The organism is Rothia sp. HC945, from assembly GCF_051370785.1.
In the GTDB taxonomy this organism is placed as follows: domain Bacteria; phylum Actinomycetota; class Actinomycetes; order Actinomycetales; family Micrococcaceae; genus Rothia.
Map to the genome: position 1 here is coordinate 1,147,391 of NZ_JBFCSN010000001.1, position 16,387 is coordinate 1,163,777.

Consider the following 16,387-nt stretch of genomic DNA (forward strand, 5'->3'; position numbering starts at 1 on the left):
GGCGTCGCGCCCATCCCGAGTCAATACCTGAGATGGTGTGGACGCGTGCGGCGGGCATCGAAGTCCCGGATCACTGAGGAGAATTATGGATATCGAGGTTCTGCGTAGGGCTCCCCTCTTCGCAACCCTGGACGACGAAGCATTTGGCGCGCTCACCGAGGAATTGACCGAGGTGGACCTCTCGCGCGGTGCAACGTTGTTCTACGAGGGCGACCCGGGGGACCAGCTGTATTTCGTGGTCTCCGGCAAGATCAAACTCGGCCGCACCGCGTCGGACGGACGCGAGAATCTGGTCGCGATCATGGGACCCGGCGAAATCTTCGGTGAAATGGCGCTCTTCGACCCGGGCCCCCGCTCGACCTCGGCGACAGCGGTGTCGGAATCCCGCCTGGCCGGAGTCAAGCACTCCAGCCTCAAGAAGGCCATGGACCGCAGCCCCTCGATTTCCGGACAGGTCCTCCAGGCCCTGGCGCGTCGTCTCCGCCGGACCAACGAGAACCTTGCCGATCTGGTCTTTTCCGACGTCCCCGGGCGCGTCTCCAAGGCACTCCTTGACCTGGCGGACCGTTTCGGCCGCCCTGCCACGGACGGCATCCTGGTTGCCCACGAGCTCACCCAGGAGGAACTCGCGCAACTCGTGGGTGCTTCTCGCGAGACCGTCAACAAGGCCCTCGCCGAGTTCGTCCAGCGCGGCTGGATTCGGCTCGAAGCCCGGGCCGTCGTCATCCTCGATCTGCAGCGGTTGCGACAGAGGAGCCGCTGATCGGTGTTTCGGGCGCTCTCGCGTCGTGACTTGAGAAGGAGCCGGGTGCTTGCGCACCCGGCTCCTTCTTTTATACGGACCGTCGCCCGACCTTGCGCTAAGCTCCTTTGGCTCTGGTCCTGACGGCGTCCTTCGGGGGCGTGAAGGCCAGCATGAGCTCCCCGTTCTTCTCCACGAGCTCCGGCTTCTTGACGTGAACCTGACGCTTTTTGGTCAGAAAAGCGATCGTCGTCTGGCACGTGGCCAAAGACTCCAGCACGGACAGTGTTCCCGGCGTCATGAGTTCTTCGAGAGCACGTCCTACCGTGTCCTCTCGACCGATTTCGTCACCCAAAGCTGTGGAAGAACGGTCCGCGACCACGTCGCGCGCGGGAACCCATCTGCCCCAGACACCCTTGGAGGACAGAAGCTTGGGACGTTGGCCCACGGGAACCACCGACGCGAAGAAGTGGGTATCGAAGCGTCGGTGCGAGAAATCAGGGGTCTGCCACCGGCCAAGAGGTTTGAGAAGGTCTGTGCGGAGCTTGAGTCCTCCGCGTTTGAGGTAGGCGATGAAGCCCAGGTCGTGCCCGGCAATCGCTTCCCGCGAAGCCATCGTCTCGCTCGCCTCGGTGTATTCGACCGTGTCCTGCTCGTTGGGACCAGACAGCAGGACGCCGACCTCTTCAAAACTCTCCCGCACGGCAGCCACCACGGCGCTGCGTGCCACCACGACGTCGTCGTGCCCCAGCTTCTGAGCCCACTGCGCGGGAGTCGGGCCATACCACCCCACCGGCTCGTGATCGTCCTGTTCGACGACGCCGCCCGGGAAGCAGATGCGACCCATCGGCGACTCGGGGGTCGGGCGGTACGTGAGAAAAGTCTCGAGCCCTTGGGCACCCTCACGGATGTACACCACGGCGGCCGCCGTCTTCATCTGGCAGCAGGCTGTCTTGTCTTCCTCTGCCATCCATGCCCGGGCGGCCGTCGCCTCGCGCGGAGTCAACGGATAGTACGAAGCACCGCCAGCCCGCGGATCGGCAGCCGGACCACTTTTCGCGGTGACCCGGTGAATAGGCAGCGTCAGAGGGTTAGGCAAATTCAACGATGAGTTCCACTTCAACGGGCACGTCGAGGGGAAGGACCGCAACTCCCACAGCCGATCGGGCATGGACGCCAGCGTCTCCGAACGCCTTGCCGTAGAGCTCGGACGCCCCATTGAGAACCTGGGCTTGGCCTGTGAAGTCGGGGGCCGAGCTGACGAAGCCCGTGACCTTGACGATCCTGGACACACGGTCCAGGTCTCCGATCACGGATTTGACGGCCGCCAAGGTATTCAGCGCGCACACTCGGGCCTGCCCCTGGGCATCCTCCAACCCGACGGTTCCTGGCTCGCCGCCATCCGACACCTTGCCCTTGAAAGCAAAATCACCGTTCTGCACCGGGATCTGTCCAGAGGTGTAAACATAGTTGCCGGAAATCACAGCCGGAACATACGAAGCAACCGGTACGGCAACGTCAGGGACCTGCAGACCTTCGGCGGCCAGCCGTTCCTCAACCTTGGAATCTGCCACGATCTCAGCCCTCCTTGGGACGCTTGAAGTAGGCAATCGGGTTCGACTGTGTTGGGGCGACCATGTTTCCCGAAGGGGCGTCGCCCGCGGGAGCCGCACCGGGAAGGACCGTGACGAGCTCCCATCCGTCCTGTCCCCAGTTGTCGAGGATCTGCTTGGTCGCATGGATCATGAGCGGAACTGTTGCGTATTCCCATTGAGTCATGGCCCCAGCCTATCCACCGCCGCAAGACCGCGCTATTCCAGTCGGCGACACCACGGATGCTTGGTCGATTCACGTCTCACACAGTGCGGTTTCCGGGCACGCGTCCAGGGGGCTCTCAGCGCGGTCCGTGACACGCCCAGTTTTGTCCACAGTGGGACCGTTGACGCGCACGTTTTGTCTCATCGACTTGTATGCTGTTGGAATGGCTTCACCCAAGAAATCAGCTCGGCGGCGTGAACGGCGAGCCCCGAGCGACTTCATCCAGTTCATTGCCCTCAGTATCGTTGCGGGGTTCGTGACTGCCGGCATCCTCATCCCGCCGGCGGCCACAGCCGGTCTGACGGCGAGTGCCTCGATCAACTGGTTCAAGGGACTCCCCGACGACCTCTCCGCGGGTCCGCTGTCCAAGCCGTCCACCATTCTGACGAGCGACGGACAGAAGCTGGCAACGTTCTACTCGGAGAACCGCACGGAAGTATCGTTCGACCAGATCTCCGACAGCATGAAGGATGCGCAGCTGTCCATCGAAGACGACACCTTCTATGACCACGGCGGTGTCGATGCCTTTGGTATAGGACGAGCCTTGCTGAACAACTTGGTGCACCCCGGAGCACGTCAGGGCGCCTCGACGATCACCCAGCAGTACGTCAACAACCTGCTGATCGATCAGGCCACCCAGAGTGGTGCCGACGCGACCACCACCATGGGGTCCAACAAGGGCATGCTGGACAAGATCAAAGAAATGAAGCTTGCCATTTCGATGGAGCAGAACAAGTCGAAGGACGACATCCTCAACGGCTATCTGAACCTCGTGAACTACGGCGGCAGCAATTACGGTGTCCAGGCCGCCGCCCACTATTACTGGGGCATTGATGCGAAGGACCTGAACGTCCAGCAGTCGGCTCTGCTGGCCGGCATGGTCCAGTCCCCTTCCTATTACGATCCTCAAGCGAACCCCAAGGCAGCGACGGACCGGCGCAATACGGTGCTCCACACCATGTTGCAGCACGGGAAGATCAATCAGGAACAGTTCGACCAGGCTTCGGACGCTCCGCTGGACTTGGACATCCACACCACGGATTCGGGCTGTGAAGCTGCAACCGATGCCCCATATTTCTGTGATTACGTGCGTAACGAGTTCCTTCAGGACAAGCGCTTCGGGGACAACAGCGACGAGCGTCGGGCTCTGCTGACCCGCGGTGGACTGACCATCAAGACGACGCTGAAGAGCAAGGACCAGGGAACCGCCCAGGACCAGGTGAACCAGACCCAGCCGACCGACGACAACCCCGACTCAGTCAGCTCCTCTATGGTCTCTGTCGAACCCGGTACCGGCAATATCCTCTCGATGGCCCAGAACTCGAATTACAACAACGGCGAGGGTGTCGGAAACACGGTCTACAACTACAACGTGGACTCCGGCATGGGCGGGACCCCCGGTTTCCAGCCCGGTTCAACGTTCAAGCCCTTCTCTCTGACCCAATGGATCAAGGAAGGCAACGGCGTCGACGCCAACATCGACGCGTCTCCGCTGAGCTATCCGGCCGGAACCAAATGGCGAGCAAGTTGCAAGCCCGGCGGCACGGTGGAGAATCCCGGCGCGAACGGCGCCTGGTCCTTCCAGAACGCCGAAGAGGGCTACAACCGGCCCATGACAGTCAACGAGGGTATCTACAACTCGATCAACTCCGCGCTGTACGCGATGGACAACTACCTGGACCTGTGCGGTATCGGAAAGACTGCGCAGGACCTTGGCATCGTCAAGGGAGATGGCACAGGGGATCAGATCAAGACCCAGGATTCCCTCGCATCCCTGATCGGTACGGAGAACGTTGCTCCCATGGCCATGGCCAACGCCTTCGCAACCTACGCCTCGGAGGGCAAGTACTGCTCCCCGCGCTCGATCGAGTCGATTACCGATCGCCGAGGTCAGCCCATGGACGTGGCACCGGTCAACTGCCATCAGGCCATTGACACGGATGTGGCTCGGGGCGTCAACTACGTCCTGAAGAACGTTCTGACCAAGGGTTCGGCCCACGACCGAGGAATCGGGTTGGAGAACGCGTCGGCCGCCAAGACGGGTACCACTGACGATTCGACCCAGACCTGGACCGTCGGTTACACCCGGGGCGTCTCCACGGCTTCCTGGGTCGGCAACGTGGACCTGGGTTCCCGCTCCCTGAACGGGCTGCGCATCGGTGGCCAGACCAAGGACTACGTCGATGGTGCAACCTACGCAGGCCGCCAGTGGCAGGACTACATGAAGGCCGTGTCCCGCGACTACAACACGGACCCGTTCACGGATCCTTCGGACAGCGTCAAGGGCGACGAGATCAAGTCGCAAAAGGCGAAGTAGTCCACGGTGAACACCACTCACCGACCGGCGGCCCCCGCAACGTCGATCGTCTCATTGGCTCTGAGGAGCATGGGACTTTCGGCCGCTGCGGGGGCCGCCGTGCTTGCGTACGGGCACTTCGTCGAGTTGAACCGCTTCCATGTGCGGGAGGAAACCCTCCCGATCCTGCCTCCCGGAAGTCCATCCCTGTCCGTATTGCACATTTCGGATGTGCACATGATTCCGGGGCAACGGCGCAAGACGCAGTTCATGCACTCCCTCGCGGACTTGGACCCGGACTTGGTCGTCTCCACGGGAGACAACTTCAGCCATACCGAGGCCCTAGCCCCTTTGCTGGATGCCCTGGATCCGTTGCTGGACCTGCCCGGTGTCTACGTGCCGGGATCCAATTGCTACTTTGCGCCCAAACTCAAGAACCCCGCCCGATACCTGTGGAAACACACCGGTGACGAGAAGAGGGACCGCGATGCCCCGGACATCCTTCCGTTCCGGCGCATGCACCAAGCCTTCGACGAACGCGGTTGGATCGGACTGGTCAACCGGGCGGACAGCATGGAGATCGGAGGCGTCCGCCTCGACTTCTCCGGCGTGGATGACCCTCACCTCGGCTACGATCGCCATCCAGGATTTCCGCAGGCGGATATCGGACTGGCCGGCGACGAGGCCGCGGCCGGCCCGAGGGCGCCCAAACCGTCATTGCGCGTCGGAGTCATGCATGCGCCCTACAAACGAACCATTGACCGGTTCGTCGCAGACGGCGCCGACGTCATGTTCGCCGGCCACACGCACGGTGGACAGATTTGCCTTCCGGGAGGGCACGCAGTGGTTTCCAACTGCGATCTCGACCCCGCCAGGGCTCACGGGATTTCCTACGACGAAGGTATCCCGTTGGAGGTGACCGCGGGCCTGGGAACGTCTCGATTTGCTGCTGTCCGGCTGTTCTGCCCGCCCGAGGCCGTCCTCCTCCGCCTGACCGCCCGGGAACGGGGAAGCCGCGACCGGTAAGGCCCGCATCCGCCACGCGCGGGACGGACCGCGCCATGCCATATACCGGCCCTTGCCGTTCTCTCCGTTGCCCTGTCTTGCCTTGGTCGTTCTTGAGGAATGGTAAACCTCCGTGGCACGCCGAACGTCATGATCCTAGGATGGAAACATGACCTCCACCACATCGTTGCCCTCTTCCCCGCCTTCCGCGCTCACGGTGCCAACGGCCCCGCCGAGCCCCGCATTCGACGCCATGGCTGCGGGAATGGACTCGAGCCACGCCGGCACGGCGTCGTCCAAGGAAATCGACCGCTTGGCGATGGCCCACGATGCGTCTCACTACCTTCTCGTCCCGCAGGGCATCGTGCGCCCCGAATCCGCGGACGGGGTAGCAGCCGTGATGGCCGCGGCCTCTCGGGCCGGACTGCCGGTGACTTTTCGATCAGGGGGCACAAGCCTTTCCGGCCAGGCCGTATCGGACGGTGTCATGGTGGACACCCGTCGGGCCTTCCGCGGCATCGAAGTCCTGGACGGCGGGAACAAGGTGCGGGTCCAGCCCGGTGCGACGGTCGGGGCCGTCAACGGGGCCCTCCGTCGTTGGGGGCGCAAGATCGGTCCGGACCCGGCGTCGTCGTCCGCCTGCACGATCGGCGGAGTCATCGCCAACAATTCTTCGGGCATGTCCTGCGGAACTGAGTTCAACACGTACCGCACCTTGGACTCCATGGTCCTGATTCTGCCGTCGGGGACGACCCTGGACACCTCTGAACCGGACGCAGACTCCCGTTTGCGCGACCAGGAGCCGGAGCTCCACGAGGGTCTGTTGCGTCTGCGCCGTCGGGTCGTCGAGAACCCGGAATCACGACGGACCATCGAGCATCAGTATTCGATGAAGAACACGATGGGGTACGGAATCAATGCCTTCCTGGATTTCCGCGATCCCGTCCGCATTCTGGAGCACTTGGTGATCGGTTCCGAAGGCACCTTGGGTTTCGTCGCCTCGGCCACTTTCCGCACGGTGGAGATCCTGCCGGCCGCTTCGACCGGCCTCCTCGTCTTCCCGGACCTGATCTCCGCGACGTCAACGGTCCCGAGCCTCGTCGAAGCCGACATGGCGACCGTCGAGCTTCTGGATTCGACGTCGATCCGCGTCGCCCAACGATCGGGGAAGGTCGCGGACTCGCTCGCTCGAATCGACGTTGACCAACATGCTGCACTCCTCGTCGAGTTCCAGGCCAAGACCTCGCAAGAGGTGGCCGAGCGTCACGAGGCCGCGCGTTCCATGTTGGAAGGGCTCAAGCTGTCCTCCCCCGCCGAAATGACGACGGACCCGTCCCAGCGCGCCCTCCTGTGGTCCGCGAGGAACAACCTGTACGCGACGGTGGCGGGGAATCGCCCGTCCGGAACCAATGCGTTGCTCGAGGACGTTGTGGTCCCGGTCGATGCGCTGGGCGAGACGTGCCGCGACCTCGGCACCACGTTCGACACCCACGGATATCAGGATTCCGTGATTTTCGGCCATGCCAAGGACGGCAACATCCATTTCATGCTCAACGAGCGTTTTTCCGAGACACAAAAACTCGACCGTTACCGTGACTTCACGGAGGACATGGTCTCCCTCGTGCTGGGCAACCGGGGGTCTCTCAAAGCGGAACACGGCACCGGCCGGATCATGGCCCCGTACGTGCGTCGCCAATTCGGGGACGAGCTCTACGAGGTCATGTGCGAGGTCAAGCGGCTCGTGGACCCGGGGGCCATGCTGAATCCCGGGGTCGTGATCAACGACGATCCTGACTCCTACGTCAAGAACCTCAAGGTCGCCGAGACGGTTGAGGAAGAGGTTGATCGCTGCGTGGAGTGCGGCTACTGCGAACCGGTCTGCCCGTCCAAAGACTTGACGCTGACCCCTCGGCAACGAATCGTGATGCGCCGGGAGCTCGAGGCAGCGCGCGCCCGCGGAGACCACGATCTGGTCGAGAAGATCGAAGCCGACTGGGACTATCAGGGAGAACAAACCTGCGCGGTGGACGGTATGTGCGTGACCCGGTGCCCCGTCGACATCAATACGGGTGACCTGATTCGTCGATTGCGTTCCGAGCACCAGCGCCCCGCCGAGAGCTCGGGCTGGAAGATCGCGGCGCAGCACTGGGAGGCCGCGAATAATCTGGCCAACTATGGCCTGAGGACCGCGAAAATGCTTCCTTGGCCCGTGCCGAGAGCCGCGACCGACGTCGGTCGCACCGTCGTGGGCGAGGACGTCGTGCCCCGATACAACAAGCATCTGCCCTCGGGCGGAAGACGCCGCGCCGGGAGAACCGATCCTGCTGCGGACTTCGTGTTTTTCCCGGCCTGTGTGAACTCGATGTTCGGCGCGGTTGATTCCTCCGGGTCAGCGGCTGATCAGAGCGCGGGCTCGTCGCTGATGAGCGTGGCTCATCGCGTCGGGTTGCGATGGAACACCCCGGAAGGGATCGGTTCCATGTGCTGCGGTACCCCTTGGAAGTCCAAGGGGTTCACGGAGGGGTACTCCGTCATGTCCGACCGTGTCCTCGACGGTCTGTGGACCGCCTCGGACGGCGGACGGTTGCCCGTGGTCTGCGATGCCTCCTCATGTACAGAAGGTCTCGAAACCATGAAAGCCAAGGTGCTCGACGCCGCGGCCGCCGGTCCGCAGCACGCATCCGACGGGGAAACTCGGGATTTCTCCCGGATCCGTTTCGTGGACTCCGTGGAATTCGTGGCGACGACGGTCCTTCCGATGCTGACGATCCGGCGCAAGGTCGAGTCTCTGGTACTTCATCCCACGTGCTCGCTGACTCATTTGGGACTCGGACCGCACCTCGAGGAACTCGGTAACGCCGTGGCCGAGAAATGCGATGTCCCACTCGCGTGGGGATGCTGTGCCTACGCCGGGGACCGCGGAATGTTGCATCCTGAGCTCACTCAATCGGCCACGCGCGACGAAGCACGCGAGGTCAACCAACGACGGTACGCGGCCTACGCCTCGTCGAACCGAACGTGCGAGCAGGGAATGACCGAAGCCACGGGGCACACGTACCAGAACATTCTCCAACTGGTGGAGTGGGCCAGTCGGTGACCCGTGATGCCGGCGTGTCCGTCGCCACGAACCACTGGTTTGCCGCGATATAGCCGATCCGCTATTCTAGAGAAGTTGCTTGACGCGATACCGGGTTTCCCGAGCGGACAAGTCAACATCGGGATGTGGCGCAGCTTGGTAGCGCGCGTCGTTCGGGACGACGAGGTCGCAGGTTCAAATCCTGTCATCCCGACCCTCGCTGAGTCGCGGCACCGTTCGTACGGTTCCGCGACTCAGGTTTTTAAGCGGGCACTGGCCATGTGCCCCCGCGCCGCGGCTCCGTCGATGACGGACCCGCGGCTTTCTTGTCGGCGCTGCTAGCGCCCCGCCCGGAACGTCCGGCGTCCGGGCCGTGCCTTTTCGAGACCCGGTTGGCGCTCTTCACCCGGACGACGTGGTGGGGGTCCAGTCGTCCTGCGTTAAGCCGCGTGGGCCTCGCGTCGGCTCGTCACGACGTCGCGCACACCGATGATTCCCGCCAGGATCACGACGACGGCGATGACCAGCAACCCCACGACCATGGCCGTAGGCCAGCTGGAGTGGGCGACGATCGCGAAGACGATGCCCGTGATAGCGGCGATTCCGATCGAGGTGCCGACTCGTTGACCGGTCTGCAACACGCCTCCCGCCGAACCGGCATAGCGCATCGGCACGTCGGCAAGGGTCAGGGTCTGGTTGGGGCTCACGACGAGCCCCTGTCCCCCGCCGACGAAGGTCAGGCTGAGAAGCATCCACCATTCACTGAGACCGACCTGCCCGTGGAGGTACACCAGGAGAGCGGTGGTCAGGAGGCCGAACAAGACCGAACCCATACCGATCAGCACGAGCGGTCGTCCCATGCGTACGATGTGCCGGCCGGCGAGCGGCGCGCTGATGGCGCTGGCGGCCGCCGCGGGCAATCCCATGAGCCCAGAGGCGAGCGCGGTATGCCCCAGGCCGGACTGCATGTAGAGCGCCACGAGCACCCAGATGCTGGTCACACCGACGAAGTAGAGTCCGATGAGCATGGTCCCGTTCGCGAAAGAGCGAGTCCTGAACAGCTCCATGTCGATCATGGGCTCGCCGCCACGTTGACGGTATTTCTTCTCCCAGAACGCCCAGAAGACGAACAGGGCCGCGGCCACCACGATGGAACCCCAGATCCAGCGGCCGACCGAGGACTCGACGAACGGAAGCATGACGAGCAGGACCGCCAGGCCGAAGGAGACGAGCCCGACCGGGTCGAGGTCAGCCTTGGGACGCGGGGCCGATCCGTTCTTCGACACGACGGGCATCGACGAGGTCGAGTGCTCCGCGGGTACGGGTTCCCACGCAGAATCGGGCAACCACGCCTTGGCCAGCAGAATCGCGACCACGCAGATCGGAACGTTGACGAGGAAGGCGGCCCGCCAACCGATTTCCTGGCCGAACAGGCTGATGAGCACACCGCCCAGCACCGGCCCGATAGCCACCGAAGCGCCGACGACGCCGCCGAAGAGGCCGAAGGCTTTGCCTCTCTGGGCTCCCTTGAAGTACTGCTGAATGAGGCCGATGGCCTGGGGGTTCAGAAATCCGGAGCCGAGACCCATGGCCACGCGAGCAATGTTCAGAACGATCGGCGTGGGCGCCAGCCCGGAGACGAGGGCTCCCAGACCGAACAAGCTCACGCCGAGGATAAACAGTCTGCCGCGGCCGTACACGTCGCCGGCACGTCCGGCAGCAACGAGCAGCACGCCGAAAGCGAGGGCGTACCCGGAGAGAACCCACTGCAACTCGGAACTCCCGGCATGGATCGATTCCTGAACGGCGGGCAGAACCACGTTGACGATGGAGACGCTGAGCAGGGACATGAAGAGCGGCACCAGCGTAAGGGCCAGTATCCTCTTCTGCTCCGCGTCGAATTTTCCGGGCAAATCTGTAGGCATATCTCCTACTTGTACTCGCACCTCAAGGATGCGTCCATGAGCCCATCCACATCGGGGGTCACAATCCTGAGCAAGATCACAGCCGATAATGCGCATGGCGAACTTTCCGGACATGGCTCAGATATAGCCGTACATTTATACATATCCCATCAGCACGACGTCAGGAGGCATTCATATGCCCATTGCAGTCAAAGCACTTCAGAAGACCGGACCGGACGCACCGTTCAAGGTCGCCACCATTCACCGCCGGGATCCGCGGCCCGACGACGTCCTGATCGATATCAAGGCCGCAGGCATTTGCCACAGCGACATCCACACGATTCGCAACGAATGGGGCGAGGCTCACTTCCCGCTGACCGTGGGTCACGAGATCGCCGGCGTCGTCGAAGCCGTGGGCTCCGAGGTCACCAAGTACAAGGTCGGCGACCGCGTGGGCGTCGGATGCATGGTCAACTCCTGCGGAGAGTGCGAGGAGTGCCGCGACGGGCAGGAACAGAACTGCACGCGTGGCGCCATGGTCGGCACGTATGATTCCGAAGACGTCGACGGCAGCATCACTCAGGGTGGCTACGCCGAGAAGGTCGTCGTCAACCAGGACTTCGTTCTGCGGATCCCCGATGCTCTGGACTTCGACGTCGCCGCTCCCCTTCTCTGCGCAGGAATCACCACGTATTCGCCTCTGGCCACGTGGGATGCCGCACCGGGCAAGAAGGTTGCGGTGCTTGGTCTGGGTGGTCTCGGACACATGGGCGTCCAGATCGCTGCGGCCAAGGGCGCTGAGGTGACCGTCCTTTCCCGTTCCCTCAAGAAGGAGCAGGAGGCCAAGGAGCTTGGCGCGACCCGTACGTTGGCCACGTCCGAAGAGGACTTCTTCAAGAATCACCGCGGTGAGTTCGACCTGATCCTGAACACCATCTCCGCATCCATCCCGGTGGACAAGTACATGAGTTTGCTCAAGCCGCGCGGTGTCATGGCAGTAGTCGGTTTGCCGCCCGAGAAGCAGGAGTTCAGCTTCGCCTCGGTCATCGGCGGCCGCAAGGCGATTGCCGGTTCGAACATCGGCGGTATCCCCGAGACCCAGGAGATGCTGGACTTCTGCGCCGAGCACGGGTTCGGTGCGAAGATCGAGACGGTTTCGGTTCAGGAGGTGGACGACGCTTACGATCGCGTCGTCGCCGGTGATGTGAAGTTCCGTTGCGTCATCGACACGTCCACATTCGCCGATGTTGAGGTCGAGGCCTGATCACCGAAACTTGAGGCACTGACGGTGCCTGCTTTGCGGACGATCACGTGAGAGCGCCGCGTGAACGGGACAGCCCTATGGGCGGTCCCGTTCACGCGGCGCTCCTTTGCGTGCCGAGACCTTCTGCCGACTGTGTTGGGCGGTAATCGGCGAAGGCACGGTCTTGCCCGACCAGCGTTGTTGTGTGGTCGGGCAAGCACCCATCGAAGCACCGTTTTGGATATACATGGCCTCTGCTTGCGGCAGAATGGAGCAGGACAAATCGAGCATCGGGAGCAGTTCACGCATGAAACCACTGGTCATCGGCATCGCCGGAGGCACCGGATCCGGTAAGACAACCTTGACCCGCGAGCTGGCTTCCAGCTTCGACGAACACGTCTCCGTGGTGTATCACGACAACTATTACAAGCGCCGCGACGATCTGTCCTACGAGGAGCGGTGCCAGCTCAATTACGATGCCCCGGAAGCCTTCGACAACGAGCTCCTGATCCACCATGTGGATCAATTGGTTGCCGGAAAGAGCATCGAGTGCCCGATGTACGATTATGCGACGCACAACCGGGCCGAAGAAACCATGCTCATCCGCTCCCAACCGATCGTGATCCTCGAGGGAATTCTCATATTCGCCGAGCCCGAGGTCTGCGAGCGCTGTGACATCAAATTGTTCGTGGACACGGATGCCGACGTCCGCATCCTTCGCCGCATCAAGAGGGACGTCTTGGAACGCGGCCGTTCGGTGGAATCGGTGGAGAGCCAGTACCTTTCAACCGTGAAACCCATGCATGAGCTGTACGTCGAACCGTCCAAGAGGCGTGCGGACCTGATTATTCCTGAGGGAGGCGGAAATCTGGTTGCCTTGGACATGCTGATTCACCGGATCAACCGCCAGCTGGAGACCAGCCGCTGAACCTGTGAAGGATGCGGGCCCACGCCCTGCACCGAGATCAGCACATGGCCAGACCCGTCATCGGACCTTCGAACGCAGCGACTGTTCGTTCCTCCTCGTTCGATCCGGGGAGCGGGACCAGTCGGATGGTCCCGGACAAGTCTGAGACGAACACCGCCTCGCGTTCCACGTCAACGGCGAGGCCGATCGCCTCCTTGAACCCGTGGGCCAGGATCTCACGTCCCGCGCCTTTCGTGGCCGGCTCGGGGATCGCACCGCGGTTGAGGGTGTTGCCCTCCGGCCCTGCTCCCCTGTCGGTCCAGTAGATGTATCCATCGCTGAGCTCGAGATCAATGGGTTCCGGCAGGTCTTCCCACAGCGTCTCGACGTCGGGCAGATCTGCTCGGCTGTCGGTCCGGTCCCATGGTGCACGCAGGATGCGCCCGAGGCCTCCCTTGGAAGGACCTTTCTGCGTCCAGTAGATCCATCCGTGCTGCTCGTCGACGGCCACGCCGACGCATTCATCGAGTGGATCCCCGGGCTCTTTCGAGACCAGATCCGCCCGTGCGGTCCCATCCGTCCGGCAACTCGTGACGCGGCATCCCTCGCGGTCGGACCAGTAGAGTCGGTGGCCGTGTCCTGTGAGTTGTTTTCCGGTGGTCATGCTCCCTTCGGGAACGAGGTCCCGGAATCCGGTTCCATCCGGACGGATGGCGTGGAGACCGCCGTTGCTCCGTGAAAAGTCGAGGCCGGCCTCGCCGGCGAGGGTGAAGTCCCCGACGGGATCACCCATCGTCGTCCAATACACCATGCCGTCCACAACGATGATGCCGTCCGGGAACGGTCCTGCGTCCTCGACGAGAACTTCCGCCTGGCCGGTCGACGTGTCAATGCGGTAGATCCTGGAGGGCACAAGCTGAAGGGCCAGGAGATACGTCATTTTGCGTTGCCTCCGAGCCACTGCGGTTTGTGCGATCCCCGTGGGACCAACGGGTGCGCGTAGGCTCCCGGCGTCCGGGACATACTGACTTGTTCGGCGACGCCTTGGTACCGCCCGAGAGGTGTCTCCTCCGTGAAGGTTTCCGGAGGCAGGTACTCGTGGCCCGGCGCCTTTCCCGCGGTCGCCCGGGCGTAGTCCTTGTCGAAGATCCCGAGACTGCGCATCCAGAGGGCCGTACGGGTCAGGGAGACGGACACCTTGTAAGAGCCTCCGTGCTCGGCTCGCAGCATGAGCGCACGCAGGATCCCGAGTTCCAGGAACCACGAGGTGATGTAGTCATTGACCACCGGCACCTGAGGAAGCGATGGCACCCCGTCCTGGCCTTCATCGATCAGGACACCGGCCAGCGCCCCGGCTGTCTGGTCGAAACCGACGCGGTCCGCCCAGGGGCCGGTCTCACCGTTGAGGTTGACACTTGCGTGGATAATCCCGGGCCGAACGGCTGACGCGTTCTCGGCGTCCAAGTTGTGTCGACCCAAGTACCCTGGTCGGCGGTTGGCAAAGAAGATGTCGGCGCCGCGAAGAAGTTCCTGCATGGTTGCCTCATCGTCCTCGCGTTTGAGGTCCAACGTGGTCGAGCGCATGCCGACATTGGACGTTCCGTAGAGCAACGGGAGCTCGTATTCGTTCGGATCCCATACGTTCAGGACATCTGCCCCGTGAAGGGCAAGGGCGCGTCCGGCTCCGGCGCCCGCGATGATGTGGGCCCGGCCCAGGGCACGCACACCTTCGAGGGGATGTTCGACGCCACCGGGGAGGGGCTCAGGGTCGCTGTCCCCGATCTTCTCCACCACGACGGGAGGCATACTGGACAGGACCTGCTCGTACTGTTGGGTTGCAATCAGCTCGTCCGTGGTCCTGCACATCGGCATGATCACTCCGGCCTTTTCACCGGCCTCCTCGAGATCGAGGGCCTTCCACTGTGATATCGCTTGTGCCACACGGTCCCGATGCTCCGGTACATCCAGAAGCTCCGCGGTATCGTGGCGAAGTTTCGGATAGGGCCCCATGGGGTGCATCCAGCGTCCGTCCGCGGTCCGGTAGAAGCTCGATGTCGAGAATGCGTCGCTGACGGCCACCGGGTCACCCATAGGGTATCCATTGAGCAGTTCCCACCGTTTCTCGTAGAACGGGCACAACCGGCGAGGCGCGGTACGCAGATCCATCGAAATATCTTGGCCTCGGCCGCCCCTCATGCGCCATAGTGCCGCAACAGCGACCGATTTGGCGACGAGAGCTATCGAGGTTCCGCCTGCCAGGCGCAAAACGTCGGGAAGCACGGGATCGCTTCCCACGAAGTCGATCGTTCCGCCGGAGTCTTTCGGGGAGAGTCCCACACTTCCGAGGAGATCCGCCAGAGCGGCGTGCGGGTCGAAATCATCTCCTGTTGCCGGGGCGCTTCGCAGGCTGGCTGTCAGTTCGTTGGGGTTTGTCTGGCTCATCGGGTCTCCTTCTCGTTGTCCGCCTTGGTCAGTGCGTCCAGCACGGCTCTGGTCCGGCGGTCCCGCCTTTCCGCCAATTGGGCGTACGCGGCCTCACCGACCCCGTAGGCATCTTCGACGGCTTCGTGTAGTTCGTCTTTGCGCGTCGGGTCCGGATGTCCGTCGCTGAAATCCATCTGGGCTCCGACGTGCGCGTCCAGATGTCGGATGCCTCCCGGTCCGCCGCCAAGATGACGGGATTCGAACGGCCCGATGGTCGACCACCTCAAACCGAGTGAATTTCGTACCAGGGTGTCCAGCTCGTCGGGAGCGATGATGTCCTCCTGGACCAGGTAGGCTGCCTCGTCGTTGAAGGCCTTCTGCAGCCGGTTCCCGACGAATCCACGAATTTCCCGTTTGAGACGCACGGGTTGGCGTCCGAGTTCGCTGTATACCTCGACGGCTCGTTGGACCGATTCCGCGGATGTGCTCGCCGAGGGGACGACCTCGACCAGAGGCATGAGCTGCGGCGGGTTGAAAGGATGTCCGACAAGGATTCGTTCGGCGGCCGGATTGCCCTCACTCATGGCCGAGGGCAAGAGAGAAGATGAGGACGATGCGAGAATCGCGTGCGGCGCCGCATGCTCGGCGGCCGCTCCGAAGAGCTCTTTCTTGACCTCGATCCGCTCGGGTCCATTCTCTTGAACGAAGTCAGCGCCCTCCAACGCACGGGCCAGATCCGGCTCAGCTGTCGCGTGGATTCCGGTCAGGACCTCTTCCAGGTCGGGTCGCGGATCGGTGACCCGCACTTCCCAGCCGGCGTCCGAGAACAAGCGTGCCCAGGACTGGCCGATAACCCCGGCCCCGATAATCGTGACAATTGACAATTCTTTGCGCTCCTTCCAGCGATGGGAGCAGAGGCGCCGACCGGGTCCGTCATAGGGGGCGGGCACTGCGTTTCCTCTCGCTTCCGGT

At 63.0% G+C, this 16,387-nt stretch carries 13 protein-coding genes and 1 tRNA gene; 7 read left to right on the forward strand and 7 right to left on the reverse strand.

Annotated elements, in window-relative coordinates; translation table 11 throughout:
• Nucleotides 1–85 precede the first annotated feature (85 nt).
• Nucleotides 86–763, forward strand: coding sequence for a Crp/Fnr family transcriptional regulator (locus AB0Y14_RS05045; RefSeq protein ID WP_129314673.1), 678 nt, complete (start codon nt 86–88; stop codon nt 761–763).
• Between the two features lie 97 nt (nt 764–860).
• Here AB0Y14_RS05045 and AB0Y14_RS05050 read toward each other — a convergent pair whose 3' ends face one another.
• From AB0Y14_RS05050 to AB0Y14_RS05060, 3 genes are all read right to left on the reverse strand, one after another.
• Nucleotides 861–1,679 (reverse strand): NUDIX hydrolase, encoded by an 819-nt coding sequence (locus tag AB0Y14_RS05050; RefSeq protein ID WP_436588111.1) that lies wholly within the window; start codon nt 1,677–1,679, stop codon nt 861–863.
• A gap of 154 nt (nt 1,680–1,833) precedes the next feature.
• Nucleotides 1,834–2,316 carry a RidA family protein gene (locus tag AB0Y14_RS05055; RefSeq protein ID WP_436588112.1) on the reverse strand — a complete coding sequence of 161 codons (483 nt, stop codon included), beginning with the start codon at nt 2,314–2,316 and terminating at the stop codon, nt 1,834–1,836.
• 4 nt (nt 2,317–2,320) lie between these two features.
• On the reverse strand, nt 2,321–2,521 hold the full coding sequence (locus tag AB0Y14_RS05060; RefSeq protein ID WP_436588113.1) for a hypothetical protein: 201 nt from the start codon (nt 2,519–2,521) through the stop codon (nt 2,321–2,323).
• A 202-nt stretch (nt 2,522–2,723) separates the two neighbouring features.
• Between AB0Y14_RS05060 and AB0Y14_RS05065 the strand changes: the two genes are divergently transcribed.
• From AB0Y14_RS05065 to AB0Y14_RS05080, 4 genes are all read left to right on the forward strand, one after another.
• Nucleotides 2,724–4,877: a transglycosylase domain-containing protein gene (locus AB0Y14_RS05065; protein ID WP_436588114.1), complete on the forward strand. Its 2,154-nt coding sequence runs from the start codon at nt 2,724–2,726 to the stop codon at nt 4,875–4,877.
• Nucleotides 4,878–4,946: 69 nt separating this feature from the next.
• Nucleotides 4,947–5,882 carry a metallophosphoesterase gene (locus AB0Y14_RS05070; RefSeq protein ID WP_436588830.1) on the forward strand — a complete coding sequence of 312 codons (936 nt, stop codon included), beginning with the start codon at nt 4,947–4,949 and terminating at the stop codon, nt 5,880–5,882.
• Between the two features lie 148 nt (nt 5,883–6,030).
• Nucleotides 6,031–8,958, forward strand: a complete 2,928-nt coding sequence (locus AB0Y14_RS05075) for an FAD-binding and (Fe-S)-binding domain-containing protein (RefSeq protein WP_436588115.1) — start codon at nt 6,031–6,033, stop codon at nt 8,956–8,958.
• A gap of 119 nt (nt 8,959–9,077) precedes the next feature.
• Nucleotides 9,078–9,151 (forward strand) — tRNA-Pro (locus AB0Y14_RS05080).
• Nucleotides 9,152–9,377: 226 nt separating this feature from the next.
• Here the strand turns inward: AB0Y14_RS05080 and AB0Y14_RS05085 are convergent.
• On the reverse strand, nt 9,378–10,862 hold the full coding sequence (locus AB0Y14_RS05085; protein ID WP_436588116.1) for an MFS transporter: 1,485 nt from the start codon (nt 10,860–10,862) through the stop codon (nt 9,378–9,380).
• Between the two features lie 175 nt (nt 10,863–11,037).
• Here AB0Y14_RS05085 and AB0Y14_RS05090 point away from each other — a divergent pair, with 175 nt between their 5' ends.
• Both AB0Y14_RS05090 and udk read left to right on the forward strand, forming a co-directional pair.
• On the forward strand, nt 11,038–12,105 hold the full coding sequence (locus tag AB0Y14_RS05090) for an NAD(P)-dependent alcohol dehydrogenase (protein ID WP_436588117.1): 1,068 nt from the start codon (nt 11,038–11,040) through the stop codon (nt 12,103–12,105).
• A gap of 286 nt (nt 12,106–12,391) precedes the next feature.
• A complete protein-coding gene (gene udk, locus AB0Y14_RS05095) occupies nt 12,392–13,012 on the forward strand; it encodes a uridine kinase (protein WP_436588118.1) in 621 nt (206 codons plus the stop codon).
• Between the two features lie 37 nt (nt 13,013–13,049).
• Here the strand turns inward: udk and AB0Y14_RS05100 are convergent, their stop codons facing one another.
• From AB0Y14_RS05100 to AB0Y14_RS05110, 3 genes are read right to left on the reverse strand one after another with little or no spacing between them, the layout of a single operon-like run.
• On the reverse strand, nt 13,050–13,931 hold the full coding sequence (locus AB0Y14_RS05100; protein WP_436588119.1) for a hypothetical protein: 882 nt from the start codon (nt 13,929–13,931) through the stop codon (nt 13,050–13,052).
• Nucleotides 13,928–15,433 (reverse strand): CoA transferase, encoded by a 1,506-nt coding sequence (locus AB0Y14_RS05105; protein WP_436588120.1) that lies wholly within the window; start codon nt 15,431–15,433, stop codon nt 13,928–13,930. The genes AB0Y14_RS05100 and AB0Y14_RS05105 overlap by 4 nt, the downstream gene beginning before the upstream one ends.
• On the reverse strand, nt 15,430–16,299 hold the full coding sequence (locus tag AB0Y14_RS05110) for a 3-hydroxyacyl-CoA dehydrogenase NAD-binding domain-containing protein (protein ID WP_436588121.1): 870 nt from the start codon (nt 16,297–16,299) through the stop codon (nt 15,430–15,432). The genes AB0Y14_RS05105 and AB0Y14_RS05110 overlap by 4 nt, the downstream gene beginning before the upstream one ends.
• Nucleotides 16,300–16,387: the final 88 nt, after the last annotated feature.

Excerpts from the sequence above, each read along its gene's own strand:
- AB0Y14_RS05045 (WP_129314673.1), top strand. The coding sequence starts at position 86 with ATGGATATCGAGGTTCTGCGTAGGGCTCCCCTCTTCGCAACCCTGGAC.
- AB0Y14_RS05050 (WP_436588111.1), bottom strand. The coding sequence starts at position 1,679 with ATGAAGACGGCGGCCGCCGTGGTGTACATCCGTGAGGGTGCCCAAGGG.
- AB0Y14_RS05060 (WP_436588113.1), bottom strand. The coding sequence starts at position 2,521 with ATGACTCAATGGGAATACGCAACAGTTCCGCTCATGATCCATGCGACC.
- AB0Y14_RS05065 (WP_436588114.1), top strand. The coding sequence starts at position 2,724 with ATGGCTTCACCCAAGAAATCAGCTCGGCGGCGTGAACGGCGAGCCCCG.
- AB0Y14_RS05070 (WP_436588830.1), top strand. The coding sequence starts at position 4,947 with ATGGGACTTTCGGCCGCTGCGGGGGCCGCCGTGCTTGCGTACGGGCAC.
- AB0Y14_RS05075 (WP_436588115.1), top strand. The coding sequence starts at position 6,031 with ATGACCTCCACCACATCGTTGCCCTCTTCCCCGCCTTCCGCGCTCACG.
- AB0Y14_RS05085 (WP_436588116.1), bottom strand. The coding sequence starts at position 10,862 with ATGCCTACAGATTTGCCCGGAAAATTCGACGCGGAGCAGAAGAGGATA.
- AB0Y14_RS05090 (WP_436588117.1), top strand. The coding sequence starts at position 11,038 with ATGCCCATTGCAGTCAAAGCACTTCAGAAGACCGGACCGGACGCACCG.
- udk (WP_436588118.1), top strand. The coding sequence starts at position 12,392 with ATGAAACCACTGGTCATCGGCATCGCCGGAGGCACCGGATCCGGTAAG.
- AB0Y14_RS05100 (WP_436588119.1), bottom strand. The coding sequence starts at position 13,931 with ATGACGTATCTCCTGGCCCTTCAGCTTGTGCCCTCCAGGATCTACCGC.
- AB0Y14_RS05105 (WP_436588120.1), bottom strand. The coding sequence starts at position 15,433 with ATGAGCCAGACAAACCCCAACGAACTGACAGCCAGCCTGCGAAGCGCC.